28 protein-coding genes and 2 pseudogenes are annotated in these 23,474 nt (G+C 66.3%); 16 read left to right on the top strand and 14 right to left on the bottom strand.

Annotated elements, in window-relative coordinates:
* Positions 1–27: 27 nt before the first annotated feature.
* A complete protein-coding gene (locus tag DEU38_RS16190; RefSeq protein ID WP_147283527.1) occupies positions 28–402 on the bottom strand; it encodes an NAD(P)-dependent oxidoreductase in 375 nt (124 codons plus the stop codon).
* On the opposite strand from DEU38_RS16190, the pseudogene DEU38_RS16185 reads away from it, so the two are divergent.
* Positions 380–1,105: pseudogene (locus DEU38_RS16185) on the top strand (lipase family protein); the annotation flags it as partial. The gene DEU38_RS16190 and the pseudogene DEU38_RS16185 sit on opposite strands and share 23 nt — an antisense overlap.
* A 154-nt stretch (positions 1,106–1,259) precedes the next feature.
* Here the strand turns inward: DEU38_RS16185 and DEU38_RS16180 are convergent.
* Positions 1,260–1,652, bottom strand: coding sequence for a hypothetical protein (locus DEU38_RS16180; protein ID WP_114722422.1), 393 nt, complete (start codon positions 1,650–1,652; stop codon positions 1,260–1,262).
* 567 nt (positions 1,653–2,219) lie between these two features.
* Here DEU38_RS16180 and DEU38_RS16170 point away from each other — a divergent pair.
* The 3 genes from DEU38_RS16170 to DEU38_RS16160 are packed head-to-tail and all read left to right on the top strand — an operon-like array spanning position 2,220 to position 3,600.
* A complete protein-coding gene (locus DEU38_RS16170; RefSeq protein ID WP_114722420.1) occupies positions 2,220–2,519 on the top strand; it encodes a hypothetical protein in 300 nt (99 codons plus the stop codon).
* A complete protein-coding gene (locus DEU38_RS16165) occupies positions 2,516–2,776 on the top strand; it encodes a hypothetical protein (RefSeq protein WP_114722419.1) in 261 nt (86 codons plus the stop codon). Before DEU38_RS16170 ends, DEU38_RS16165 begins: the two co-directional genes overlap by 4 nt.
* A complete protein-coding gene (locus DEU38_RS16160) occupies positions 2,770–3,600 on the top strand; it encodes a metal-dependent hydrolase (protein WP_114722418.1) in 831 nt (276 codons plus the stop codon). The genes DEU38_RS16165 and DEU38_RS16160 overlap by 7 nt, the downstream gene beginning before the upstream one ends.
* Before the next feature lie 15 nt (positions 3,601–3,615).
* Here the strand turns inward: DEU38_RS16160 and DEU38_RS16155 are convergent, their stop codons facing one another.
* The 4 genes from DEU38_RS16155 to DEU38_RS16140 form a co-directional block, all read right to left on the bottom strand.
* Positions 3,616–4,281, bottom strand: a complete 666-nt coding sequence (locus DEU38_RS16155) for a hypothetical protein (protein ID WP_147283526.1) — start codon at positions 4,279–4,281, stop codon at positions 3,616–3,618.
* 141 nt (positions 4,282–4,422) lie between these two features.
* Positions 4,423–4,737 (bottom strand): hypothetical protein, encoded by a 315-nt coding sequence (locus DEU38_RS16150; protein ID WP_114722416.1) that lies wholly within the window; start codon positions 4,735–4,737, stop codon positions 4,423–4,425.
* A gap of 251 nt (positions 4,738–4,988) precedes the next feature.
* Positions 4,989–5,873 carry a hypothetical protein gene (locus tag DEU38_RS16145; RefSeq protein ID WP_114722415.1) on the bottom strand — a complete coding sequence of 295 codons (885 nt, stop codon included), beginning with the start codon at positions 5,871–5,873 and terminating at the stop codon, positions 4,989–4,991.
* Positions 5,874–5,992: 119 nt separating this feature from the next.
* Positions 5,993–6,256 carry a hypothetical protein gene (locus DEU38_RS16140; RefSeq protein WP_114722414.1) on the bottom strand — a complete coding sequence of 88 codons (264 nt, stop codon included), beginning with the start codon at positions 6,254–6,256 and terminating at the stop codon, positions 5,993–5,995.
* Between the two features lie 55 nt (positions 6,257–6,311).
* On the opposite strand from DEU38_RS16140, the gene DEU38_RS28080 reads away from it, so the two are divergent.
* Entirely contained in the window at positions 6,312–6,890 is a 579-nt protein-coding gene (locus DEU38_RS28080; RefSeq protein WP_147283525.1) for a hypothetical protein, read from the top strand.
* Positions 6,891–6,967: 77 nt separating this feature from the next.
* On the opposite strand, the gene DEU38_RS16130 is transcribed toward DEU38_RS28080, so the two are convergent.
* The 5 genes from DEU38_RS16130 to DEU38_RS29245 form a co-directional block, all read right to left on the bottom strand.
* Positions 6,968–7,387 carry a DUF2628 domain-containing protein gene (locus tag DEU38_RS16130; protein WP_114722412.1) on the bottom strand — a complete coding sequence of 140 codons (420 nt, stop codon included), beginning with the start codon at positions 7,385–7,387 and terminating at the stop codon, positions 6,968–6,970.
* A 45-nt stretch (positions 7,388–7,432) separates the two neighbouring features.
* On the bottom strand, positions 7,433–7,918 hold the full coding sequence (locus tag DEU38_RS16125; protein WP_147283524.1) for a hypothetical protein: 486 nt from the start codon (positions 7,916–7,918) through the stop codon (positions 7,433–7,435).
* Between the two features lie 201 nt (positions 7,919–8,119).
* Positions 8,120–8,374 carry a hypothetical protein gene (locus tag DEU38_RS16120; protein ID WP_114722410.1) on the bottom strand — a complete coding sequence of 85 codons (255 nt, stop codon included), beginning with the start codon at positions 8,372–8,374 and terminating at the stop codon, positions 8,120–8,122.
* Positions 8,371–8,631: a hypothetical protein gene (locus DEU38_RS16115; protein ID WP_147283523.1), complete on the bottom strand. Its 261-nt coding sequence runs from the start codon at positions 8,629–8,631 to the stop codon at positions 8,371–8,373. The genes DEU38_RS16120 and DEU38_RS16115 overlap by 4 nt, the downstream gene beginning before the upstream one ends.
* 433 nt (positions 8,632–9,064) lie before the next feature.
* Complete coding sequence (locus DEU38_RS29245) at positions 9,065–9,202, bottom strand: hypothetical protein (RefSeq protein ID WP_258557949.1); 138 nt, start codon at positions 9,200–9,202, stop codon at positions 9,065–9,067.
* A gap of 631 nt (positions 9,203–9,833) precedes the next feature.
* Between DEU38_RS29245 and DEU38_RS16105 the strand changes: the two genes are divergently transcribed.
* From DEU38_RS16105 to DEU38_RS16070, 7 genes are all read left to right on the top strand, one after another.
* Positions 9,834–11,066 (top strand): lipase family protein, encoded by a 1,233-nt coding sequence (locus DEU38_RS16105; protein ID WP_114722407.1) that lies wholly within the window; start codon positions 9,834–9,836, stop codon positions 11,064–11,066.
* Positions 11,067–11,086: 20 nt separating this feature from the next.
* A complete protein-coding gene (locus DEU38_RS16100; protein ID WP_114722406.1) occupies positions 11,087–12,076 on the top strand; it encodes an alpha/beta hydrolase family protein in 990 nt (329 codons plus the stop codon).
* 82 nt (positions 12,077–12,158) lie between these two features.
* Positions 12,159–12,470, top strand: coding sequence for an integration host factor, actinobacterial type (gene mihF, locus DEU38_RS16095; protein WP_114722405.1), 312 nt, complete (start codon positions 12,159–12,161; stop codon positions 12,468–12,470).
* Between the two features lie 144 nt (positions 12,471–12,614).
* Positions 12,615–13,388, top strand: coding sequence for a signal peptidase I (gene lepB / locus DEU38_RS16090; protein ID WP_114722404.1), 774 nt, complete (start codon positions 12,615–12,617; stop codon positions 13,386–13,388).
* A gap of 416 nt (positions 13,389–13,804) precedes the next feature.
* Positions 13,805–14,182: an HNH endonuclease gene (locus tag DEU38_RS16080; protein ID WP_114722402.1), complete on the top strand. Its 378-nt coding sequence runs from the start codon at positions 13,805–13,807 to the stop codon at positions 14,180–14,182.
* Positions 14,183–14,207: 25 nt separating this feature from the next.
* Positions 14,208–14,459, top strand: coding sequence for a WhiB family transcriptional regulator (locus DEU38_RS16075; RefSeq protein ID WP_114722401.1), 252 nt, complete (start codon positions 14,208–14,210; stop codon positions 14,457–14,459).
* 193 nt (positions 14,460–14,652) lie between these two features.
* A complete protein-coding gene (locus DEU38_RS16070; RefSeq protein ID WP_147283522.1) occupies positions 14,653–14,979 on the top strand; it encodes a hypothetical protein in 327 nt (108 codons plus the stop codon).
* A 127-nt stretch (positions 14,980–15,106) separates the two neighbouring features.
* Here the strand turns inward: DEU38_RS16070 and DEU38_RS28510 are convergent, their stop codons facing one another.
* On the bottom strand, positions 15,107–15,262 hold the full coding sequence (locus tag DEU38_RS28510) for a hypothetical protein (RefSeq protein ID WP_181818817.1): 156 nt from the start codon (positions 15,260–15,262) through the stop codon (positions 15,107–15,109).
* 161 nt (positions 15,263–15,423) lie between these two features.
* Between DEU38_RS28510 and aspS the strand changes: the two genes are divergently transcribed.
* The gene (gene aspS, locus DEU38_RS16065) at positions 15,424–16,338 is read left to right on the top strand and encodes an aspartate--tRNA(Asn) ligase (protein WP_258557948.1); all 915 of its coding nucleotides are present in this window, start codon (positions 15,424–15,426) and stop codon (positions 16,336–16,338) included.
* A gap of 173 nt (positions 16,339–16,511) precedes the next feature.
* On the opposite strand, the gene DEU38_RS16060 is transcribed toward aspS, so the two are convergent.
* Positions 16,512–18,884, bottom strand: coding sequence for an ABC transporter permease (locus DEU38_RS16060; protein WP_114722399.1), 2,373 nt, complete (start codon positions 18,882–18,884; stop codon positions 16,512–16,514).
* Positions 18,881–19,534 carry an ABC transporter ATP-binding protein gene (locus DEU38_RS16055; protein ID WP_181818812.1) on the bottom strand — a complete coding sequence of 218 codons (654 nt, stop codon included), beginning with the start codon at positions 19,532–19,534 and terminating at the stop codon, positions 18,881–18,883. The genes DEU38_RS16060 and DEU38_RS16055 overlap by 4 nt, the downstream gene beginning before the upstream one ends.
* A gap of 656 nt (positions 19,535–20,190) precedes the next feature.
* Between DEU38_RS16055 and DEU38_RS16050 the strand changes: the two are divergent.
* The 3 genes and pseudogenes from DEU38_RS16050 to DEU38_RS16040 form a co-directional block, all read left to right on the top strand.
* Positions 20,191–20,391, top strand: a pseudogene (locus DEU38_RS16050) (SDR family NAD(P)-dependent oxidoreductase); the annotation flags it as partial.
* Between the two features lie 375 nt (positions 20,392–20,766).
* Positions 20,767–22,401, top strand: a complete 1,635-nt coding sequence (locus DEU38_RS16045; protein WP_147283521.1) for a GAF domain-containing sensor histidine kinase — start codon at positions 20,767–20,769, stop codon at positions 22,399–22,401.
* A 79-nt stretch (positions 22,402–22,480) separates the two neighbouring features.
* The gene (locus DEU38_RS16040) at positions 22,481–23,413 is read left to right on the top strand and encodes a universal stress protein (RefSeq protein ID WP_114722468.1); all 933 of its coding nucleotides are present in this window, start codon (positions 22,481–22,483) and stop codon (positions 23,411–23,413) included.
* Positions 23,414–23,474: the final 61 nt, after the last annotated feature.

Genomic DNA, 23,474 nt, shown 5'->3' with positions numbered 1-23,474 from the left:
GACCACGTCGGCTTGCAGGAAGGGCGTCTAATACGCAACGGTGAAGTGGCGCAACCCCGAATCAGGATTCTCGATCTCATCCATGGCGGCAATGGCGAGGTCTTCGGCCGATATCCGTGATTCTCCGTTGACGTCGATGAGGATTCGGTTTGTTCCTCGGCGGTAGGCGCCTGTGCGTCTGCCGGGCCCGAAGAGCGCAGGCGGGCTCAGGTAGGCCGCGGGATGGGTGGCGCAGGCGCTGAACTGGTCAACGCTGGCCTGCGCAATGGCTCGCCACTGTCGCGGGACGAAGCGCGGGTCGTCGATGACGAGTTGGTCGGCGTCGGGGCTTTTCAGTGGGCCGGCACCACCGATCACGACGACGCGACGGCCGAAGTAGGCGAAGCTCGGGGGCCAGATCACCCTCGACGGTATCCGCGCAGCGCAGTGGTACGCCCCGCTGGGCCCCGCGGACAGCCCGGTTGGCATGGCTGGCTACTCGGGTGGAGGCATGGCCACAGCGATGGCCGCGGCGATCGCCCCGACGTATGCGCCGGACCTCGAGCTGGCCGGCAGCGCCTACGGCGGTGTCCCGATGAACATCAGCGATATGGCCAAGGGGCTCGGAGAGTCGGCCCATCCGGCATTCGGGTTGGCGATGGCCGCCGCGCTCGGTCTCGAACGCGAGTACCCGAACCGGATGCCGCTCACGAGCCAGCTCAACGAGACCGGGTGGCAGCTGCGCGACCAGATCGCGAACGCCTGCACCAACGAGATCCTGCTGTACGGCGCAGGCCGAAGCCTGGGTGACGTCGCCGATCCCGCCATCGGTAGTGCCCTACTCGACAGCCCGACAGTGCAGGCGGTCCTCGCCGACAACAGCGTCGAGAAGGTTCCCTCGGTGCCGAATGCGCCCGTGTACGAATGGCATTCCCCCACCGACGTACTGATCCCGGTCGATGCGATCACCAACACGATGCGCCGCTACTGCGACGCCGGAGTGACAGTGCAGTCCGAACTGGTCCCGAGCCCTGACCATCTCTCGGCGGCCGTGATCGGTCTTCCCGGCGCCCTGGGCTTCCTCGAAGCGCGTTTCGCGGGCGCCGAACCGATGTCGAACTGCTGATCCATCCCTTCGGCCAGCGCGGCCCGGCACCGGCACGGTGCCGGGCCGCGAACGGGCAGGGTCGGAGACGTTCACCGATCGCCAACGACTCTGGTGCGCATGGACTGCCCCGTCGCTGGCGAACAGGAAGACCTTCGCCGAGTGCACGGTCAGGTCAGGGGACGATCACGTCTGTCGTGACCGGGATGCTCGGGTGGTCGGTCCGCATGGTGAGCCGAACTCGTCCCGGGCCAGTATCGACATTCACGTACATCGGGTGGGTGCTCGTGTTGGCCGCGGGTACGTAGCGACTGACTGTGCCGCTCTGACCGGTGTCGAGGTTCTGCCAATCGATGATCGCAGTCACGTCGCAAGCCAGGGTCGTCGACGCCCATTCGCCCAGTGGTGAGAAGCCCTGCGAAATACGCAGTTCGACGGAGTAGACAGCACCCGGCGCGGAGGAGTACTCCCACAGTGGGCCGTCAAACGCATTGCCGGATGCACTCAGCATGCCAGCGCAGATGCCGTTTCCAAGTGTCCACACCGGCGCCATTCCGACATCTGTCATCGCGCACGTTCGGGGTCCTACGTTCGACCACCCGAGTTGGCAAGGATCGGCGGCGCTGGCCACGCCTGGCGCCGCAACTACCATGGCGGCGCCCATGAGCCCGGCCGCCGCGGCTGAAGCAATTCGATGTGAAGTTCTCATTGCCGCAGCATCGCACGATATGCCGTACTCATCACGGCGGAGGCGCGCAGGGTGGATGCAGCGGCGCACCTCCAATCGACGGCAAGTCGGCGTCGTGAACACCCCGGTGTCCCATACGGTTTCCGCGGTTGACCTGGACGATTCTCATCGCCACTGGTCGGGACGAACCAGGTTCGTAGCGTGACGGGACAGCCCGACACCTCAGCAGGAGAACCTCACCATGATCGACCACGCTCCCTCGCCTCGAAGCGAGGTTTGGAACGTTGACCCGCCCGGAATCCGGTTCACCGGGCTCCGCTGGAACGCAACCGATGCCGGCCAAGTAGTCGCTGGTCCAGGTCTCGCGCGCATCGTCGGCGACGAGATGCGCGTGCGGAACGCGGCCACCGCGCGATCGGCAACTGACGCCGTGGCGGGGGTGCTCTGATGGCCGGGCCCGTGAAGAAGAAGTCGAAATACGTGATCGTGTCCCGGATCGTGTTCTTCGTGGTCGTGATCGATGTCCTCCTCGGTGTGATCCAGTACCTGACCGGTGGGATCAAGTTCGGTGAGGACGGCTGGTTCAGCAACTATCGCGACAAGGTGAGCGGCATCGTCGAAGACGGCAGCGGTCAGGTCGCAGACAAGATCGAATCAGTAACCGACGGGGTCGGCGGGCAGATCGGGGACCAGGTCCCCGACAAGTACCGCCCCACGGAGACGCCCGAGACGGGTGGTGGACAGTGAAGATCATCAAGTACGCCGTCATCGGCATCGTCGTCCTCGGCGTGTTCCGCGGCTACGTGAACTGGGCCGACACCGAAGGCGTCGACTCCTCGAATGTCATCAGGGTGTTCGAGACGTCGGTCAACACCATCGCCGACCTCACCTACCGATGGATCCCCGTGGTCATCAACACGGTTACGGGCGGCGGAAGCACCGACGGCGGACAAACACCCGCGGCCGATGCCGCAGCCCTGTTCGGAGGTGGTTCCGCATGGTGATGGGGCCAACGCACGCGATGTCAGGAGCTGCCGTCGGGTTGGCGGCCGCCGCGATCATGCCAACCGATTGGGGTGGACCGACGTCGCTCGCGGAGACACTCGCATGGGCCGGAGTGTGTGCCGGCGCAGCACTGCTCCCGGATCTCGACCATCCACAGTCGACGGTCGCGCGGTCATTCGGTGTGGCCTCCCAGATCGCATCGGAGGGCATCAATGCTGGCTCGTCGGCGTTCTACGGGTTGACCAGGACAGTGAAGGACGGTGCGCGCGACGGCGGCCATCGAACCCTCACGCACACACTCGGGTTCGCGATCCTTCTCGGCGTCGGTGTCTCCGCGCTGGTGGCCGCGTTCGCGAGGCCCGCGATCATCGGGACGCTGTTCTTCACGCTCGGGCTCGCGATCCGCGGGTTGGCCGGGAGCCACCGGATGGAGGCTCCCCTTCTTGCTAGGCGGCGTACCAGCAGCCGACGGTTGCGAAAGTTGGTTCAACACAACAGCAGAGCGAAAAGGGGAGCCTCGCTCGGGGCTGGTGCTCGGCCGGCCGACTCAGCGATGACCGATTCGACGATCTCCTGCACCGCATCGCCGTCGGGTCGTTCACCGTTCTCGGTCGCTTCGATGACGCGGTTTTCGATCTGGGTGAGCATCGTGACGTCGTCGACGCCGTTCTCGCGGGCTGCGCGCAGTGCCTTCTCGGCGACGTCGAGCTCGGTCGCGTCGACACCGGTCCGGGAGGCGACCTCGTGGTCGTCGATGGTGTTGATGGCGGTCTCCTGGATGGCCGATGGTTGGGCGCACGGTATCCAGGAGGTCCTCCGGTAACGCTGCGACGCGTGCTTAGTGCGTGTACCGCCGCCTGAGTGCGCCGCGGGGAACGTAGGGCTTCGTTTCAGCGAAGCTGGTGATGACCGCGGTCAGCCAGGCGGCCACAGCGTCTGGTCCTGTCTCGACTCCCCAACCCTTGTCTTCGGGGGTCACGACCGCACAGCTGCACACCATCCCTTCCTCGAACTCGTCAGGGACGAATCCGTAGATGGTGCCGAATGGGTCGTATGACGTTTCGGCGTACATGAGGTGACCGGGTGTCGGGACCTGGATGATTCCGTCGGCGATCGCTCGCTCGAAGAGCTCAAACTCGACGGATTCACGCCATGGATCGATGCCGAACTCGTCAGCCCACAACCACTCGGTGTCGCGACTGTACGGAGCATGCGCCAGGTCGCCCGTCATCCAGCCTTGCGCCCAGTCTTCGACGCCGTCAGTCAGCGCGAACGTCCACGTTGGGCGCGAGTGGTACTGCCGCCGCGTGACGTCCCAGCGGTGCCGTCGATGAGCCTCGTACACCGCCGCGTGTGACTCAACGTCGGTTACTACAGCGACTGGTTCTGCGGCGACTGGTTCTGCCGCGCGTTGAGCAGCGCGTCGACGCCAGTATCGCAATCCGATTGCTACCAGCCGAATACACAGCCACAGGATCACCATCAAGACCAACAGCGATGCCATCGGCGCCACTCCCTCCCCTGGACGCGTCCACGTCCTCCACGGGCTGACGGGCCCGCCTGGGAATTGTCTCCCACACGCCATCTCCGCTCGCCCAGCCGCTGGCGTGGGCAGCTTGGGACTACCCCTGGCGCCCGGGCCGGGCTACGACGCCGCACGTTCCTGGCTGTGGACCCGGTACCCCGCCGACTCGAACTCACCTGCGACGGTGGGTCGAGCTCCCGGCGCGGCAGTGGAGTTGATGAGTGCGACCCAGTCGCCGTCATCGTCCAGGACGAGGCTGCCGTCCTCGTGGGCCGCCCACACGTCCACGAGGATCCCGAAGGGCGTGACTATCGCCGCACCGTACTCGTGCGCCTTTCCGTCGTCCCCGACGATCGGCGGATCGAGCCGGTACAGCCCCGTATCCGACGCGGTATCGACGACGACGGCGGTCGAGGTCAGCGTTGCGATACCCATGGTGGCCTCCTGGGGCGTGTCAGATGAGGTGAGTTCCCCGTCGTGAATGCATCCAACACTACGGACCGAATCGCATGAATGTTTCAGTGCTAGAACGTGTTACAACTTGCCTGACGCTGCGGATGGACTGGTTCGCGGCGCCGTGGTGCGCTCCCCTTCCTGCCTGCAGGATTGTGGACAGCAGCGACGGCGACGAATGGGCACCCAGCAGCGGCCGCCAGCACCTCCCGAATGGCGTCACCTACGCGGTACTACGCAACGGTGTAGTGGGCCGCGCGGACCGGCTGCGGGTTGTCCCCGTATGCGCGGGAGAGCATCTCGTGCCGCCACGACGTGTCCGCCGGGATGTACACACCATCAGCGCGGGACTGGTGCGCCGGGATCCCGAGACTGTCGACGAGCCGCTGCCGCTCGACGGGCGGAATGGTGCCGTCCCTGCCTCGCCGCGCCTTCGGCACGGTGATCCGCATGCCGCCGTCGCGATCCCGCAGCACCGAGTAGTGGTTGCGAGTCCGAGCGAACAGCGCCGCTCGGAGCCGGTACTGCACGTCCGCGGTGTCGTTCAGGTCCGTGGTGCGGTCAGAGTTCGCGTCGCCCATCCCCGCCCGCTCGAACGTCGTCGGCCACGCCACCCAGTTGCCCTCAGCATCCCGCGGCGGCTTCACCGATGGGGTGCTGATCGGATCCCCACGCCGCGCCTTCTCGAACAGCCCCTGCACGTGGTCACCCTGCCGCTGATTTCGGAGCTTCTGGATCCGCGAGTAGTTCATCCGCTCGAGCGGCACCTTCGATAGGTCGATCGCCGCGTCGGAGGTTCGCTCGCGACGGCGATCGGACAGCGAGACACCCGGCCGGAGCCCGGTATCGCCGGTGTAGGTGACGCCGTACGCGGTGGCCATCGTCTGGAGCGACGATGCGATGTGATCGCACCGGCCGGTACGTGCGTATGTGCTGCAGGTGCAGCGCATCCCGTTGCCGCCCGCTTCCTTGAGCGGCGACGCGACGTCGATACCGGACTCGTCGCGCCAGATCGTTGCCTGACCGGTCACCGTCGCGTCGGGGTAGCGGAAGCTCAGCGACGGGGACGCGATCTTGCCGCCCTCGATGACGGCGCGGACATCCTGAGCGGGTGGCACATTCGCGATTCCCCGGTGCCCGCGAGTCGGTATTCGCGCTGCGTCATCAGGTTCGAGCGGGCCATCGGCTTCGCAGGAGGTTCGAGCCCTGCTGCGCGGGCGGCGCGCGCTTCCGCACGCTACATCGCCTGCGTGGCCAGGTCGTTCATCCCTTCGTCGACCGCTTCCGACCCGGGGACGGGGCACCTGTGCGATGAGGTCATCGACGCCCAGCGGCCGCAGGTCGGGCACTGCTGCTGAACCTGCGCGTCGGAGGCGTCAGCATCGTTCTCCCAGTGGTACTCGTCGTTCGTTTCCCCATGCCCGCGGCGCATGACGGTCCGGGAGATCGCGCCTCCGATTTCGGGGCTGGCGAGGATCTGCTCGGCTTCGGTCTTCGACACGGGGTCATCGCTTCGATGCGGGGGTTCGAGCCGCTGTTGGCCACGGACCGGTCCCGTGACCGCGACTGGCACGCCGTCCATCGCGCGTTCGGATTCGCCACGCCGATCTTGTCCGGTCGCAGGCTCATCGAGTCGCTGTGATCGGTCGACGTCCAGATCGCGTATTCGACGACCCGCCCCGAAGTTCGCCCGCGCCACGTGGAATGGGCTCGACCGCCACCACCGTACTCTAGGGCCGATCCAGTTCCGGCAATTCATCAAGGACGGGTCGCGCCCCGCTGATCAGGTGAAGGTTCGGCACTGGCGGGGTTGGCATGACACCTACGACCTCGACCACCGGCTCGTCGCATGGTTCGACGACAGCCAGGCGGCCAGCAATCTGCTGCGCGCGAATGGTTGTCCGGCGTGGAACCCGAAGGAGTCCCTCAAGCGGGTTCGTGCAGCCGATGGCACCCCGGACGCCGTCGCATCGGTGCTCGAGGAGGGTTCGATCAATTGGGCGGTCCTCGAGGAACGGGAGCTGACCGCGCGGGGCCCGTGGTTAGAGCAGGAAGACCTCTGGCAGGCGAAACGGAAGGTGTGGTTCCAGGAGCACCAGGCGCGGATGCGTGAACGCAATCGCTGGCACCGCTGAACCGAGCCGCGAGCACGGAAGTGGCCCCAGCCCCAATTTCCTGCAGCTGGGAATTGGGGCCGCCCACCGCGCAGGAGCTACAGCCCCCAGGTGTGTCGACCGAGAACTCGGAATTCGTAGTAGAGGGTGTTGGCGCGGGTGGCGATGTACCCGCACAGGCCGAAGGTCAACCCCACGTCTAACGGGTTGGGGAGGTCGAGCAGCAGGCTCACTGCGCCGAGGGCGACTCCCACGACGAACAGGGTCACGGCCTTGCGCCACATCCCCAGGTGCATCATGTAGAACACGCCGAAGAAGAACGCGAACCCATTGAATGTCAAGATATTTCGCTGCCGGTACGACAACGCCTTGAGCGCCTCTTGATATGCGCGATTCGGCTTGAGCAGCCCCTGCCACCCGTGCTCGTGGAAGAACTGGAACCGCAGCCGCCACTTGTCGTCCAGGTCGGTCAGATCACCGAGCTCCACGACTTCCGGATTGACGCCAGACATCGACATCCCCACCCCTTGATTGATTCTCCCCGACAGCGTTCAACTGCCGGCTCATCGTTCCCCAGCCAGCCACCGATAGCCAATCCAGCACCACGCACGGGTCCCTGGGATCCGCAGTTCGATCGCAGCCGACGACGATGCGGCCAACTGTGCCGTTCCACATCCACGCAACACTGCCGAGCCGTGGTCCGACCGAATCGAGCTGATGACGTCCGCGGCATAGCCTTTCACAGCGTCCTCGAACCGATTGAACGTGACCAGCAAGCCTTCGGATCCGCGCTCGTCGCCGGACATCACCTCGTAGCCCTGGGCGGTCTTGCGAACACCCCGATAGCCGCGGAAATACCCGCCAGCGCTCCTCGGGGATTCGGTGACCACGTACCCGTCACCGGAGAACACAGCATCGGTCCACTGTTCCCCCAATAATGCAGGCAACACCACACGCAAGTGCTCGACCACCTCGGTGAACTCCGCATCGGTCAGCGCTCCCTCACCTAACCAGTTGTTTTCCTCTGCTACGGCATGCGGGCGCCTCATAGTGTCCTCTCCCGTGATGTGTGAAACCCGACCGTACTTCGTGGTGCCGGCAGTCGCGGCTGGTGGATGACGACGTAGGTCATGTCGGCGGTAGATCTGCCTGGGGTCGTGACGGGACCCAGTGGGCTACCGCGACAGTCGGGCGTCGTCGATCAGAGTGGTTCGAACGAACCACACGACGCGTTCGGTCACATCGAAGTCTTAGGTTCCGCCGACCTGCAGTCGGTCGGTGACGGTCCGGTTCGGTGATCGCAGTCCACCGCAGGACGTTTTGACCAGCGTGTCCCGTCGCACCCCTGGGGGTTCGTTGATGGCGTCGATCGTGCACCCGGTGCGGGTCGCAGGCTCCTCGGTCGCGGTGGTACTGAGGGCAGCACCACCACCGAGAGCGGTCACGGCGATGACCATCGTGGTGAAGAACTGATGCCGGCCGATCCACTGCGCCACGGTCCTCACTTCGGAAACACCTCCTGCCACTGCTGCTGCAACTGACGCTGCAGGTGTTCGAGGGTCGACTGTGGCGTGGACCGGGTGATGATCCGGGCGGTCGAGCCGTTGACGGTGTTGATGAGCAGGTCGAAGTCGTACACGCCGCCGATGGTCAGACTGTCGATGATCGCGCCCTTCTGCGGGGTCGACAGAGTCCCGCAGGTCGTGCCGATCTTCGCCGATTCCTTGCCGCGGACCCAACCGGGTTTCCGGATCGAGAGCACTTCGCAGCCCTCCACATGTCCGGTGCTGGAGCTCCGGTCGGTGGTGACACGAGGCCGGCGATCAACAGCGGCGCCGGCACAGCGATCATGGCGGCCGCGCAGATCATCGCGATCCGTGAGCCCCCGGCACTCCACATGCCGTGACTTTCGGGCAACTCCCCCACCCGCACTTCCAGATTCTTGCCCCCTGGGCACGTCCTCGACCCGGAGCGCACTCCCCGAGACCAATCGTAGCCGCCAGAATCCGGCAGACCGGACACCGGTGGTGGCGTGCGACCACGGTCGATTGCTGCCGCTGATGGGCCGTCGCGGAGCCGAATTGCTCAGTATGAGAACCACTTTCTGCGGCTTCGTGTGCCGCGGCCTTGGATCACGATCGGCGACCTGACCGGATCCGGCGTCCTGCATCAGGGTCGCCGCCTCCCGGAGACCGTCACTCGCGCCAGGCGCAGGGGCAGAGGAAGTCGTCACACGGGTCGCCGACCTCGCTGCCGTACCGGGCCAGGCCCTGGACAGGAGCGAGCACCTCTGCGGCCGCGTGGCCCTCGAGTAGCGGCGCCTCGTCCGCCATGCGGATCCCCCACCCTGTCGGCTCGTCATCGAAGTCGAATCGGCACCTATCGGCTATGAACAGCGTCCAAAGCGGATGATCCGGGAAGCAGTTGAACCGGAGAACCCACCACCGCCCGTCGACGAACGCCGCGTAGGGAAAGAAGGTGTGCCCGGTCCTGCGCCACTGAGGACGCGCCCCCAAACCCTTCTGCCGACATCAGTGGACTCCTCCCCTACCGATCGCCGGTCAGGGCGATTCCGATACAGGCGTCGAGTGTCTCACTCCGGAGCCGGGAGTTTGGATCGCTCCGGCTGTGTGGGAGCTCACTGTCGGGCGAGTTCGTCGGCTTGCCAACGCAGTAGGCGGCGCCGTACGTGCATTGGGTCGGCGAGACCGCCCCTACATATCGGCGTGGAGAACCCCGGCGTTACTGTGGCGCGGCGGCGCAGCCCGACCTCAGGCAAGCATCCAATATCGGCCTGTCACAGCCGGTTCCGAGGTTGATAGCCTCGGTCGGAGGTTGATGCAGACCGTGTGGTCTGACTCGGCCACCGCGCTGCGTGTGCAGGTGGACCCTCCCAGCCATTCGTGATGCACCCGTGTCGGGGCGCGGTGCAGCGCGTGCTGGGCCAACGATGAAAGACGAGGAATGCTCCCCCAATCCACGCCCTCCCGTGCCCGACGAATCGGTGTTGCTGCAGCGGCTGCGGCCGCGGTCGCGGTCGCGGTCGCGGTCACCCCGCAGGCGGCTGCAAGCCCGGTCGTCTACCCCGCCGCCCTCGCTGACAGCTTCTACAGCAGCCCCGGTGACCTCGAGTCCCGCCATCCGGGTGACGTGATCGACTCCCGCGTGGTGCCTGCTCCGGCCGGGTTCATCGACACCACCGCGGTGCAGCTGAAGTTCCGGTCGACGAACTCGCAGGGCGACCCCATCACCGCGGTGACCACCGTGCTGTCGCCGCGCGACGCCGCCCCCGGGCGTCCGTTGTTGTCGTTCCAGCACATCGTGAATGCGCTCGGGCTCGAGTGTGCGCCGTCGCAGGCGCTCTACACCTCGGATCCGAACCTGATGATCCGGGAAGCACCGGGCTTGAATGTGGCGCTGCAGAAGGGGTGGTCGGTGGCGATCCCCGACCATCTGGGTCCGACGAGCGCGTACGGCGCCGCCCGCCTCGGTGGCCAGATCACGCTCGACGGGATCCGCGCCGCCCAGAACCACACCGCGCTCGAGCTGAAGGGCAGCCCGGTCGGGATGGCCGGCTACTCCGGCGGCGGGATGGCGACTGCGATGGCCGCGGCGCTCGCCCCGACCTACGCCCCCGAACTCCGGTTGGCCGGCAGCGCCTACGGTGGTGCGCCGCTGAACATCGGCAAGATGGCCACTGCGCTCGGCGAGAATCCTCATCCGGCGTTCGGGCTCGCGATGGCCGCCGCGCTCGGCCTCGAGCGCGAGTACCCCAACGCGATGCCGGTCACCAGCCAGCTCAACCAGGCGGGGCTCGAGCTGCGGGACCGGATCGTGAACGCCTGCACGAACGAGATCATCGCCTCCGGCGCCGGCAAGAGCGTGCGCGAGGTATCCAGCAGCGCCGAACTGCTCGGATCTGCACCCGTGCAGGCGGTCCTCGACCACAACAGTGTCGAACACACCGCATCGGTGCCGAACGCCCCCGTCTTCGAATGGCACGCCGGACAGGACGCACTGATCCCGGTCGACTCGATCACCACCACCATGCGCCGCTACTGCGACGCCGGGGTGCCGGTCCAATCCAAGACGGTGTGGAGCCCAGACCACCTGTCCGCGGCGGTCCTCGGTCTCCCCGACGCCGTGCAGTTCCTCGAAGACCGCTTCGCGGGCACACCGACCACCACCACCTGCTGACCAGATCCTCGGGAGAAACCATGAGCGTGAAGAACATTCGAACTAGGTGGCGACGAGCAGCGCTGACTGTCAGCGCAGCAGCCGTCGCGATGGCTTCCCTGCTGGGCGTCTCCGTTCCCGCCGCAACAGCAGTACCCGTCGCCCACCGGGCACCCGCGGGCGGCTACGAAGAGGTCTTCGTGAACTCGAGCATGGGCCCGATCAAGGTGCAGATCCAGTGGGCCGCACGCGGCGGCAACGCAGCCCTGTACCTGCTCGACGGCCTCCGCGCTCGCAACGACCGCAACGGCTGGTCCTTCGAGACCAACGCGCTCGACCAGTTCCGCAACGACAACGTCACCCTGGTGATGCCGGTCGGCGGCGAGTCCAGCTTCTACTCGGACTGGTACGCGCCCAGCAACTTCAACGGCCAGCAGATCACCTACAAGTGGGAGACGTTCCTGACGCGGGAACTGCCCGACTATCTCGCGACCCGAGGTGTGTCGCGGACCAACAACGGCGTCCTTGGGCTGTCGATGGGCGGCTCAGCCGCGCTCACACTGGCCGGATGGCACCGCGACCAGTTCAAGTTCGCCGGATCGCTCTCGGGATACCTGCACATCTCCGCGCCTGGCATGCGTTCGGCGATCCGCGTCGCGATGCTCGACGCCGGCGGCTACAACGTCGACTCGATGTGGGGACCTCCGTGGAGCGCGGAGTGGATGCGCAACGACCCGTTCGTGTCCGCGGAGCAACTGCGGGGACTGTCGCTGTACATCTCCGCGGCCAGCGGCCTACCGGGCGTGTACGACCATCCCGATACACCGATCTCATACTTCAATACCGCGACCGCGATGGGCCTCGAGGCGATCTCGCTGATCAACACCCGCGCCTTCCAGGTCCGGTTGAACACCCTCGGCATCCCGGCCACCTACAACTTCCCCGCCAACGGCACCCACGCGTGGTCCTACTGGTCGGCCGAACTGTGGCAGGCCCGCGGCCAGATCCTGAACACCCTGGGCGCCTGGTGACGGCACTCGTTCCTGTCAGAGGTGCGTACTACCGTCGCACACGACGCTGACCAGGCGAGACATTCCCACGAAGGACGGATACATGGCACTGCCCACCCTCACCCCCGAACAGCGCGCCCTGGCGCTCGAGAAGGCCGTCGCCTCCCGTCGCGCACGAGCCGCGCTGCGCGAGGAACTCAAGACCGGCAAGGCAACCTTCGCTGAGGTCCTCGGCCGCGCTGGCACTGACGAGACCGTCAGCCGCGCCAAGGTCTTCTACATCCTCGAATCGCTGCCGAAGATCGGGAAGGCCACCGCCCTCGAGATCATCACCGACCTCGGCATCTCCGAGACCCGCCGGATGGGTGGTCTCGGTGCGAACCAGCGCGCCGGACTCCTCGAACGACTCGGCTGACCCGACAGCCTGAAGGGGGCCTGCGAGCGGTTGTGAACTGCTCGCAGGCCCCCTTCTTCATTGCATGGTCGACCCACCTGTGCTCGGCGCCCGCAGAGTCGCGCCTACTGGTCCTGGTGGCCACTCGTCGAATACTTTTGCCGGATGGTGAAATTTGGGGGGACTGACCGTGCATCTGATGACCCGGAATCGGATGCCCGAGGCGGCGGGCCTCAGCACGGGGCGGGGCGACAGCGGCGCCGCTCTATGTGGCGTGAGCTTCCGATTCTCGTCGCGGTCGCACTGGTCTTGAGCTTCCTGCTCCAGACGTTCGTGGGCAGGGTCTACCTCATTCCCTCGGAATCCATGGAACCGACATTGCACGGATGTGCGGGGTGCACTGGAGATCGGATCGTGGTGGACAAGATCGCGTACCGCTTCGGTGACCCGGAGCCGGGAGACGTCGTGGTGTTCGAGGGGCCACCCTCGTGGAACGACGACTATCGGTCGCGGCGATCGGAGAACCCCGTTCTGCGCGGGATTCAGAATGTCGGCTCGGTGGTGGGCCTGGTGCCGCCGGACGAGAACGATCTCGTCAAACGCGTTATCGCCGTCTCTGGTCAGACGGTGCAGTGTCTACCCGGCGACGACGGCGTGAAGGTCGACGGAAAGACGCTGGTCGAGCCGTACATCGACAGTCGCACATCACCCGGCAACGCTGTCCCGTGTCAGGGTGTGTTCGTCGGTCCGGTGGTGGTGCCCGACGCCAGCGTGTGGGTGATGGGCGACAACCGCGCCCACTCGAAGGACTCGAGATTCCACATGAACGACGACTTCCACGGCGCGGTTCCCGTGTCGGACATCGTTGGCAAGGTCCGACTGATCGTGCTCCCACCGTCACGGTTGGGCGTCGTACACGCGGTCGACCCGCAGCAATAGGACGGCCGCGGTGGCGCGTGCTGCAACAAATCCTCGGACTACGCCTCGTGTCGTGGCACACTGGACCGCCGGAAGCCGTCACGCAATCAGGAAAGGAACAGCCGGATGAACGCCAACACGTATTCACAGTGCATGCAGCATCCGCTGATTCAGCGCCTGGACCGGATTTCCGAAAAGCCCGGCATCGCAGCCGGATTCCGCGTCCTCTGACGCCCCTATTCTCGGGGCGTGCGCGCCCCGAAACCCTGGTCGCCTTCCGGTGACCCGCTGGCCAACCCAGACCAGGCACGGGCTGCACACCTCGAGAACCCGCCACTCCCCCTGCGAGAGAACGAGGTTGTCGATTGTCATGGCCCGCACATCCCCCACCGCGATCACCGCGCTCACCTGGATGAACACCCGCGTCCACGTGCTCAATGCCACGTACGAGAACTTCGACGTCGTACCCGCTCCCCCGCACGATCCAACTACTCGAGTACGTGCACACCCCACCCCGGCCAGTCGTCGACGACGACACCCGCGCCACGTTCCCCGCGATCCTGGCGCGCGACCACTACCGGTGCGCGTACTGCGGCCGCAAGGGCGCGGACACCGTCGACCACGTGTTCCCCAAAAGTCGAGGCGGAGACGAGTCGTACGGCAATCTCGTCGCCGCCTGCGCCCCCTGCAACCAGGTCAAGGCCGACCGCACACCGGAGGAGGCCGGCATGCCGCTGCTGTGGATCCCCCGGGCACCCCGAGCCGACCTCAAGCGCCAGCGCGCGATCTGGCGCGACCTGACCCCCACCCCGTGAATCGCCTTGAAAGGAGGCACAACCTATGACCACCATGATGACCCTCGCTCACCTGCTGCCGGCCACTGACGACACCACCGACTGGGACGTCGCCGCCTGCCGAGGCGACCGCCACCCCGACCGATGGTTCCCGGACCCGAGCGAGGACTTCGACTATGCCGCCCGCGTCTGCGCCCGCTGCCCCATCGCGGCGGCGTGCGGCGCCTACGCGGCCGCCACCCCCCAGTCCGGTGTGTGGGGCGGGCGCGAGTACCGGCGCGGCCGCATCGCGCGGTAGCTGACGCAACGGCTCGCCAACCGCGGGGTGAACCAGGTGCTCCAGGTTCACCCCGCTAGGCGCGTGCTGGTTGCGTACGCGTGTCGACTACGGTCCAGCCATGGGTAGCCCCGACCGAGCATCCGGCACTGCCGACGACGAACGCAGACAGCGCCTTTCTGTGCGTGTCGCCTCAGAACCCACCCTCTACTGGGTGGCCGGGGTTGTCATGGGCTACTACGCATCCGAACGAATGAGCTGGGAATCTGGCGAGACGTACTGGGAGAACGCTTTCAAGTGGATCAACCTACCGTTCTTCGCCGTCCTCACAGTCGTGTGTCTACTAGCCGAAGTCCTGTACCGCGCAGACAGACTCCCGACGCTGCGCGCGCTCGCGCTGGCGCCCTTCATCCTGATCCAACTCCGGTTCGCGCTGTGGCTGCTCTACTACCCGATCGCCGGGCTCCTATGGATCGGTCTTGGCAGCGCAATTGCACTCACCGTCGCGGCAACCAAATTCGGTCACCCCCGCAGGCTGTAGCCGTCAGTGTCGGCCGATCGCCCGCGCAGCTAACCTCCGTATCCGCGCTTTGGAGGTCTCAGTGGATCGGGCCATCCCCGCGAGCGTCAGCGGCTATCGGGCATCAGAAGCAGCGCCAGGTGGCTCCTTACTCGAGCCCGGCAGCCTGCACTGAATCGAGCACCTCCGCGGCGGTGAGCCCGAGGACAGGTGCCAGAACACTCAACTCGCGAATGTCGACGGAGTGCGCGAGGTTCTCGATTGCGGTGTACACCTCTCGGGACACGCTCGAGCGTTCGACCATCTCGTCCACGGTCAACCCGCGCGCGATCGGCTCGCGACCGTGACTTTTGTCGTCGTCCGAGACTGTTCCGGTTTCGCGCAGGTCGTGGTGACCGACCCTGCGATCCGTGACGAAGTCGCGAACCTGCCGGACTGACCTGGCGCCACCCCACACGCCAGGCCGTGTGGAAGATCGCAGCGGCCGCCATGGCCGGATTCCGCAAGCACCTCGACGGGGCAGGCTTCACCGAAGTCACGACCCCCAAGATTGTCGACCAGTCCTCGGAGTCCGGAGCCAACGTCTTCACGGTCGACTACTTCGGCTCGCCCGCTTACCTCGCGCAGTCACCCCAGCTCTACAAGCAGATGCTCGTCGGGGTGTTCGAACGCGTCTACGAGATCGGACCGGTCTTTCGGACGGAGCCACACGACACAGCCCGGCACCTGGCGGAGTACATCTCTCTTGACGTCGAATTCGGCTTCATCGACGACCACCGCGACGTCCTCGCGTTACTGCGGGACACCCTCGCTGCCGTCATCGACCACATCGACCACATCGACCACATCGGCGACACCGCTGGCGACGACGTGGGTGCTCTGAGCATTGACTTGCCGGTGGTCCCCGAGCAAATGCCGGTCCTGCACTTCACCGACGCGCTCGAACTTGTCGGAGCCCACCCGGGCGAACCCGACCTGTCGCCGGAGCACGAGCGCACCCTGGGGAAGTGGGCCAAGGCGGAGTTCGACTCGGATTTCCTTGCAGTGGAGGGCTACCCGTCCGCGAAGCGGCCGTTCCACACCCACCCGCAACCCGACGACCCCCGTTGGACCAACTCGTTCGATCTGCTCTTCCGCGGACTCGAACTCGTCACGCGCGGACAGCGTCTGCACAACCATTCCGACTACGTCTCAGCACTCGAAAACAGGGGCGAGGATCCCGCGAACTACTCCTCCTACCTGGAAGCAATGGCACACGGAATGCCCCCACACTGCGGCTTCGCCATCGGCCTCGAGCGACTTGTCTCACGACTACTCGAAGCCGACAACATCCGCTACGCCACCCTGTTCCCCCGCGACATCCACCGCGTCCAACCCTGACAGCACCGGCGGTGCGGGCGGAACTCGCCCGCACCGCCCCAAGCTCGACACGGTGCCAACTACTTGACGCAAGACATCATTCTTCGACATACCCGGCGATACCCACGCAAGACGGAACGGACGACGCCTGATGGCACCACTATTTTCGGGCAAACTCGTGCGAGTCCAATCGATCATTCGAGATGCTGCCCCGACTCCGTGTCCACCCGTGAACGACCCGCCGATGCGCGACCTGGTGACATGCCCTCGGTTGGGTGGGCGATCTTGCTGTCTCGGCGTCCACCGGTCCGGGTGAACCTCACTGGTTCGACGGAGTAATAGCCGATCACCGCAGCTGCGGCTGCGACCACGACGGCGCCCACGCTGACCAGCCAGGTCCAGCCGCTGAGCCGCAGTGTGAACACACCCGCTCCGAGCGCCGCGGTGGGGAAGAGCGTCAGCAGGCTGGCAAGGATTGCGATCAGGGCAGCTGCGGCGACCCCCGCAGTAACTTCGACGATCAACCGCGTCGTCCGCTGCGCACCTGTCGTGCCCTGCCTACGCAGTGCGTGCAGCGCGCTCTTGCGGCCATAGACACCCAGGACAATGGATCCGGACAACGCAGCGGCGCAGTAGACCACGAGAATCGCAATGACCAGCGCAGAGCTGGGATCAACCTCAACCTGCCCCTGAGCGCTCAAGCCGCCAAGGGATCCCGCGGTTCCACCATGTCCGGCACCGGTGACGAGGCGCGCGGCCGAATACGGCGCATAGCTGGCCGCGGCGACCGTCGTATTCGGCATCAGCATCTGGCCGAAGATCAGGTCCCGGTCGTAGGTGAACCGCATCGTCAGCGTCTGTGTCGACCCGTCCGGTAGCGGGACGGGGTACTGCTGGCTCACGTCCCAACCACGTTTGTCTGCCAGCGATTTCGACGCTGCGAACTCGTCGGCCTCGAGACCCATCGCGGTCCCGGTGGTGTAGCCGGGATCGAGCAGACCACTTGCGAGCATGGCGGAGGGCACGCCCACCACTGTCCAATCGGCGTCGTCTGGGGTGTCAGCGCCGGGGATCTGCTCACGAATGAGCGCATCCCCGAACTCGGTGGCGGGCTCGTGCGAGACCTCCACACCGCGAGCGCTTTCGCTCGCCTGATACTCGTATGCCGCGCCGAGGGTCGGCTGCAACCCGAACGAGGTCGAGACAAGGGCTACGGCAACCAGGACCGGTGTACCCACCGAGACGATGAACCCGTCGTAGAACTTGATGTCGGCGGCAACGAGTCGGCCCAGCCGACGATCGACAACCGCCCATCCGGCGCCGACCAGTCTGGCCAGCGGCACCACGATCCACGGCGCGAGCAACGCTGCGATGGGCGCGAGCAACATCACCATCGAGAACCCGATCATGGCCCCGGACACTCGGTCCAACAGAACCATCGGCATGATCATCGTCGCGCTGGCCGCGATCAGAAGCAGCCCGCCGATGAGTCGCCCCTTCGTCCGCGAGGAGCGTTGCCGGCGAGGAGGCCGCAACGCATCCGACGGCGCACACTTCCAGACCCGACGCATCGAGACGCTGCCGGACAGAACTGCGACGACCAGCACCGCCAGTCCCGACAGCAGCACTCCTGCCAACAGCCCGAATCCGAGATGCCACGCGACACGTGGGTCGACGACTCCGGTGCGATGCAAGAACGTGAGCAGGCCCCAGCACGCCGGGACGCCGCACACGAGACCAACGATGGTCGGAATCACGGCGGCACCCAGAAACGTCTGCAGGTGCAGCCGAACCGTCTGCACCCGGCTGGCGCCGACGGCGCGCACCACTGCCAACGCCGGCAGCATGTGCACGGTCACGAGCGCCATCAGCGATGACAACACGACCACGGCGAGGAGTACAACGAATCCCGTGATCGTCGAGACTGCCTCCAATGCCCCTGCGAGATCTGGTGTCTCGACAATCCCCAGGTCGCGCGCCGCGGTGTCGATGTTCGATGCCAACCAACCACAGCCCGCGGCCACACCGGCGGTGTCCGCAGCCGCCGAGCCCCCTGCCCCTGCCACGGCGATCGCAGGCACGCGGTCGCTCCCGGCGAGTCGTTGAAGAACGTCGTCGTCGACGGCCGCGGCGGCGAGCAGGTCGCTGCGAGCAACTTCGGTGTCGACCGAATGCGCCAGGCCTTCGACGCGTCGCACGTCCACCGTGTGTGGCCGTGCTTCGACGGTCATCGTCTCGGTGAGCGAGCGGCCGACCAGCAACGTGGGAACCCCATCGACGGTCGCGCGGCGAATCGTGATCGGTGTCGCGCGAAGCGCGGAGTCCACGTTCTGCAGCCGAGTCTCGACCTCTGCTGCCGAGCACGACGACGAAGGAGTCGACACCAAGGCCGCGGTGTCGGCACGAAAGGCTCCATCGGTGCTCGGCTTCGTGGACGCGAACAGTCCGAGCAACGCCCCGAGGGCCGAACACACGAACGCGGTCGTGAAGACGACGAACGCGACCGCCCGCCAGGCCGCGGAATCGTTGCGCCGCAGTGACTGACCGATGATCGACGCGCCGGTCATAGCTGCGCTCGGGCAGTCAACTCGCCGTCGACCAGTTCCAGCACATCGTCCGCGGCTCGGGCCGCCCGTGGATCGTGGGTCACCACGATCACGGTCGCCTGATGAACGACGCACAAGTCGCGTAGGAGCGCCATCACCTCGGCCGCACTGTGGTCATCCAACGCCGAGGTCGGCTCGTCGGCGAACACCACGGACGGACGCATCACCAGCGCCCGCGCGATCCCGACGCGCTGCTTCTGGCCGCCCGAAAGTTCACCCGGCAGCCGCGAGGAGAGGTCTCCGAGGCCGACGCTCCCCAGTAGATCCTGCGCTCTGGCGGTAATCTCCCGCATCGGCGCACCCGACAGTCGAGCCGGCAGAAGGACGTTCTCGATCACCGGCAGCGACTCGATCAGCGAGTGCTGTTGGAAGACGAACCCGATCTCCGATCTGCGGAGCTTGGCGAGCTTCCGGTCCGCCAGGAGCGTCAGGTCGATGCCAGCGAGCCGCACACTGCCCGAGGACGGTCGGGCCAACCCCGACGCGCACTCGAGAAATGTAGTCTTCCCGCTGCCCGACGCACCGAGCACGCAGTACAGCCGGGACACATCGAAACTCGCATTGACACCGTCGAGGACCAACGGGCCCGCCGGATCGTACTGCTTGGACACGTTGCAGAGCATCAACCGCTTGATGTTCCCCCCCTCTTCATTGATATCAAGCTCGCTATTGGCAACGAAGCCCGAGACACCCACTAGCCCAACAACATGCGTTCGGATAACGAGGTCGTGAACCGTAACCGCCGACCATACCGGCCGTCCGGCTTTTGTGGAAGCTCGTTGGGCTCGCGTAATGACCGCAAACATGAGACAGGAAGACTGCACCGCGCAGATCGATGACCAGGGCATCACCACCATCAAGCGCTAGTCGGCGTCTTGCGTACCCGGCCGGCACGTGTGACCGAGGCTGGTGACCTTAATCGCCGACTGTTGGTCTCACTCGCACGTCGCGAACCGCTGCCGCGTCCGGGTAGCCTGAACAAATTGCCAACTACATTGGCCATAAAGGCGCCGCACGGTCGTCATCTCAGTTGTCACTCCGCAGGTCAGAACTCCGAGATATGACAACTACGGTGGCGATTCACCCGGATGTGAATCGCCACGCTGGTCGGCAAATCGCCACCACATTTGGCAGAGCTGTCACCGCGCTCGGCAAATGGACGGTGCGGTCGGTCCGGCCGAGTGTGCCGGTGCCCGCTCGACTCGAACGTTCGGTGCCTGCGGAGTTCGGATCTCGGCGCTTTCTCCTTCCATCTAGCTGGCAGTGGGTCGACGGCGAGCGCGGTGTCATCGTCAACACCGCATCTGTCGCGGCGTTCGAGGGGCAGATCGGGCAGGCCGCATACTCGGCATCCAACGGCGGGATAGTCGGTGCCACGCTGCCGATCGCGCGAGATCTGGCGTCGCTTCAGATCCGGGTGAACACGATCGCCCCGGGCCTGTTCAAAACTCCGCTGCTCGGCACTCTCCAGTCGTAGGACACCGCCACGTCGACGGTCTCCGTGTGCAGGATCGAGCTGTATGAGGCCATAACGTCGGTGTGGAGTTTGGGTCGCCGATGGCGGTCCCCCGGGAAGGCAGCTGCAGTGCCAGTCTGCGGTGGACTGACGACCACACCTGCTGCATCGACCCCCGGGCGCTCTCCCCCTCCCCGGGGCTCCCACCCGTCTATTCGTCACAGTGGCGTAATGATCGGTTCCCGCGTACCACGCGAATGACGCTGGTTGTCCGAATCGTTCGAGGTCACGGCCCGGACCGCGCGCTCATGGGACAATGGCGGTGTGTCTCGCCGTGCGAGTCCGGGTGCAGACCCGGGCGCTGGTACTCAACTCGGGCAACACGAGTTGAGCCTCGATGCATGCCGGACACGAGATCAGCTCGAGAAGCTCGTGCACGCGATACTCGATGTCACGACCGGACTGGATCTCGACGACACCTTGGGCCGCGTGGTCGAGTCGGGCATGCGGCTGACCGGTGCTCGATACGGGGCGCTCGGTGTCCGAGAATGTGGACAGACCCGCTTGGCGCAGTTCATCCACCGTGGGATCGACCCGGCGACCGTCACCGCTATCGGTGAACTCCCCCAGGGCCGCGGCGTTCTCGGCCTGGGATTCGAGGAGCAGGCGGTACTGCGCCTCGACGACGTCGAGCGGCATCCGTCCGCGGTGGGGTTCCCGCCCGGTCATCCTCGGATGCGCACCTACCTGGGTGTACCGATCCGGGTGCGTGGAACTGTGTTCGGGAATCTGTACCTGACCGAGAAGCGGGATCGGGCCTGCTTCACCGAGGACGACGAGAACACCGTGCGGGCATTGGCGTCGGCGGCCGGCGTCGCGATCGACAACGCGAGGCTTTACGAGCAGTCCGAGTCGAGACGCAGTCGGCTCGAGGCGCTGCGGGACGTCAGCACTGAGTTGCTCGCCGGCGGCGATCCCGCGTATGCGGTGCAGGTGGTGGCCGATCGTGCGCGTGAACTGACCGATGCCGACCAGAGTTTCGTGGCGGTGCCGTCCGATCCGGATCTACCGGCGGACGATGTGGACTACCTCGTGATCACCGTGGCGTCGGGTCCCGAGTCGACGAGGGCCGTCGGCCAACGGATCCCGGTGGGCCGGTCCAGTTCCGGCGCGGCCTTCCGGACCCGGACGCCGAACAGTACCGACCATCTCGAGTACGACGCATTCGGCAGCGCGGTAAGGGATTTCGGTCCCACGTTGATCGTGCCGTTGCGGGCGTCCGACCTTGTCGTCGGCGTTCTGGTGACGCTGCGGCTTCGGGGACGTTCGTCGTTCGATGCGGACCAGTTGGCGCTGATGACGTCGTTCGCGGATCAGGCGGCCCTGGCGATGCGACTGGCCGCCGCGCAACGTGAACAGCAGGAGCTGTCGTTGCTGGCCGATCGTGACCGGATCGCACGGGATCTGCACGACCACGTGATCCAGCGCCTTTTCGCGGCGGGGCTGTCTCTGCACGGCACGCTCAGGTTGATCGACTCCCCCGCGGCGCGTTCACGTCTCGACGCGACCATCGACGAACTGCAGGCCACCGTCGGCGACATCCGGACCGCTATCTTCGACCTCCACGGCGGCGATGCGGCGGCCGAGTCGTTGCCTGCCCGGTTGCGCCGGGCGGTGGCCGATCTGACCACGGAGAGTCGCATCGGTACGGAGGTGCACATCGGCGGAGGCCTCGACGCGGTCGGCCCGGTGTTGGCCGATCATGCCGAAGCCGTGGTCCGGGAGGCGGTGAGCAACGCGGTCCGGCATTCGGGGGCCGACCGGATCTCCGTCGACGTGCGGGGCGGGGACCGACTGTCGGTGGAGGTCGGGGACGACGGCCGTGGTGTCGCCGACCCCCTGGATCCGAGCGGCCTGGTCAATCTCGCCGCGCGGGCGGACGAGGTGAACGGGGAGTTTCGGTTCGATTCGACTGTGGGCGTCGGCACGCGGGTCCGCTGGTCGGCGCCGTTGCCGCGGTGAGCGGGTAACCGTGGCGGCCGAGGGCCAGTAGTGGAAGAGTCCGCTGCACGGGCAGTTCCTCGGCGACGTGGAGGTCGGCATGGACACGGGCACGGATTCCGACGCGGGTGAGGACACGACGGATGACGCCGGCCGGGGTGCGATCGTCGTCGGCGTCGACGAATCCGAGGCGGCGTTCGACGCGTTGCACTGGGCGGCGGGCGGCGCGCGGCGGCGACGGATGCCACTGCACGTCGCACACGTGCTGCCGACTCCCGGGGTCTACCTGAGTGAGGCCGCGGTGCTCATCCAGGCCCAGTTCACCGAGCAGTTGGACGAGGCGGCCCACCGCGTGTTGGCGCGTGCCCGCCAGGAACTCGGCGCCGTTCATCCCGGCGTCGAGTTCACGACCGGGATCTATCCGGGGCCGCCGTCGGCGGCGCTGCTCGACGTCGCGGACGAGGCCGAGCTTCTCGTGCTGGGAGCCACCGGGGCGGGCACGATCGGTGCGGCGCTCGTCGGTTCGACGGGGCAGCGTGTCGCGAACCATGCACGGTGCCCCGTCGTGGTGTGCCGGGGCGGGCGCACCGGACGTGGGGACGCCCGCCCGGTGGTGGTGGGCGTGGACGGGAGCGAGGCGAGTACCCGCGCGGTCCGCGCCGCGTTCGCGTTCGCTGCCCTGTTCGGGGTTCCGCTCGTGGCGGTGCACGCGTGGGGCCCGGACCGGCCGATAGATCGCTACAGCGCGTTTCGGTTGGTGGACTGGCCGCGGGTGGAGGCCGAGGAACGAGCGGTCCTGTCCGAGTCGCTGGCGGGGTTCGCGACCGACCATCCCGAGGTGGAGGTCGTCAGTCACCTCGAGCGGCGCAGTCCGGGGAAGCTGCTGCTCGAACACTCCGAGCAGGCCCAGTTGGTGGTGGTCGGCAGCCGGGGGCGGAGCCGGCTCACCGGTGTCGTGCTCGGGTCGACGAGCCAGAACCTGCTCCATCACGCGAGTTGTCCGATCATGATCTGCCGGTTCTCACCTCCGTAACACTGCGAGGCACCGCCTCGGTGACATAGGACCCTGCCTTCCTCGCGCCGAACGGAGTCGA

Origin of the sequence: Rhodococcus sp. AG1013 (genome assembly GCF_003350365.1) — a bacterium.
In the GTDB taxonomy this organism is placed as follows: Bacteria; Actinomycetota; Actinomycetes; order Mycobacteriales; family Mycobacteriaceae; genus Prescottella.
The sequence above is the reverse complement of the archived record's forward strand: the minus strand, read 5'-3'. Positions and strand labels throughout refer to the sequence as shown.

What these genes read in the sequence shown, in the direction of transcription:
- DEU38_RS16180 (WP_114722422.1), bottom strand. Translation starts at nt 1,652, where the DNA reads ATGACAGATGTCGGAATGGCGCCGGTGTGGACACTTGGAAACGGCATC.
- DEU38_RS16060 (WP_114722399.1), bottom strand. Translation starts at nt 18,884, where the DNA reads ATGACCGGCGCGTCGATCATCGGTCAGTCACTGCGGCGCAACGATTCC.
- DEU38_RS16105 (WP_114722407.1), top strand. Translation starts at nt 9,834, where the DNA reads ATGCTCCCCCAATCCACGCCCTCCCGTGCCCGACGAATCGGTGTTGCT.
- mihF (WP_114722405.1), top strand. Translation starts at nt 12,159, where the DNA reads ATGGCACTGCCCACCCTCACCCCCGAACAGCGCGCCCTGGCGCTCGAG.
- DEU38_RS16100 (WP_114722406.1), top strand. Translation starts at nt 11,087, where the DNA reads ATGAGCGTGAAGAACATTCGAACTAGGTGGCGACGAGCAGCGCTGACT.
- DEU38_RS16150 (WP_114722416.1), bottom strand. Translation starts at nt 4,737, where the DNA reads ATGGGTATCGCAACGCTGACCTCGACCGCCGTCGTCGTCGATACCGCG.
- DEU38_RS16125 (WP_147283524.1), bottom strand. Translation starts at nt 7,918, where the DNA reads ATGAGGCGCCCGCATGCCGTAGCAGAGGAAAACAACTGGTTAGGTGAG.
- DEU38_RS16160 (WP_114722418.1), top strand. Translation starts at nt 2,770, where the DNA reads ATGGTGATGGGGCCAACGCACGCGATGTCAGGAGCTGCCGTCGGGTTG.
- lepB (WP_114722404.1), top strand. Translation starts at nt 12,615, where the DNA reads ATGGTGAAATTTGGGGGGACTGACCGTGCATCTGATGACCCGGAATCG.
- DEU38_RS16040 (WP_114722468.1), top strand. Translation starts at nt 22,481, where the DNA reads ATGGACACGGGCACGGATTCCGACGCGGGTGAGGACACGACGGATGAC.
- DEU38_RS16170 (WP_114722420.1), top strand. Translation starts at nt 2,220, where the DNA reads ATGGCCGGGCCCGTGAAGAAGAAGTCGAAATACGTGATCGTGTCCCGG.
- DEU38_RS29245 (WP_258557949.1), bottom strand. Translation starts at nt 9,202, where the DNA reads ATGGCGGACGAGGCGCCGCTACTCGAGGGCCACGCGGCCGCAGAGGTG.
- DEU38_RS16130 (WP_114722412.1), bottom strand. Translation starts at nt 7,387, where the DNA reads ATGTCGATGTCTGGCGTCAATCCGGAAGTCGTGGAGCTCGGTGATCTG.
- DEU38_RS16075 (WP_114722401.1), top strand. Translation starts at nt 14,208, where the DNA reads ATGACCACCATGATGACCCTCGCTCACCTGCTGCCGGCCACTGACGAC.
- DEU38_RS16080 (WP_114722402.1), top strand. Translation starts at nt 13,805, where the DNA reads ATGCCACGTACGAGAACTTCGACGTCGTACCCGCTCCCCCGCACGATC.
- DEU38_RS28510 (WP_181818817.1), bottom strand. Translation starts at nt 15,262, where the DNA reads ATGGTCGAACGCTCGAGCGTGTCCCGAGAGGTGTACACCGCAATCGAG.
- DEU38_RS16155 (WP_147283526.1), bottom strand. Translation starts at nt 4,281, where the DNA reads ATGGCATCGCTGTTGGTCTTGATGGTGATCCTGTGGCTGTGTATTCGG.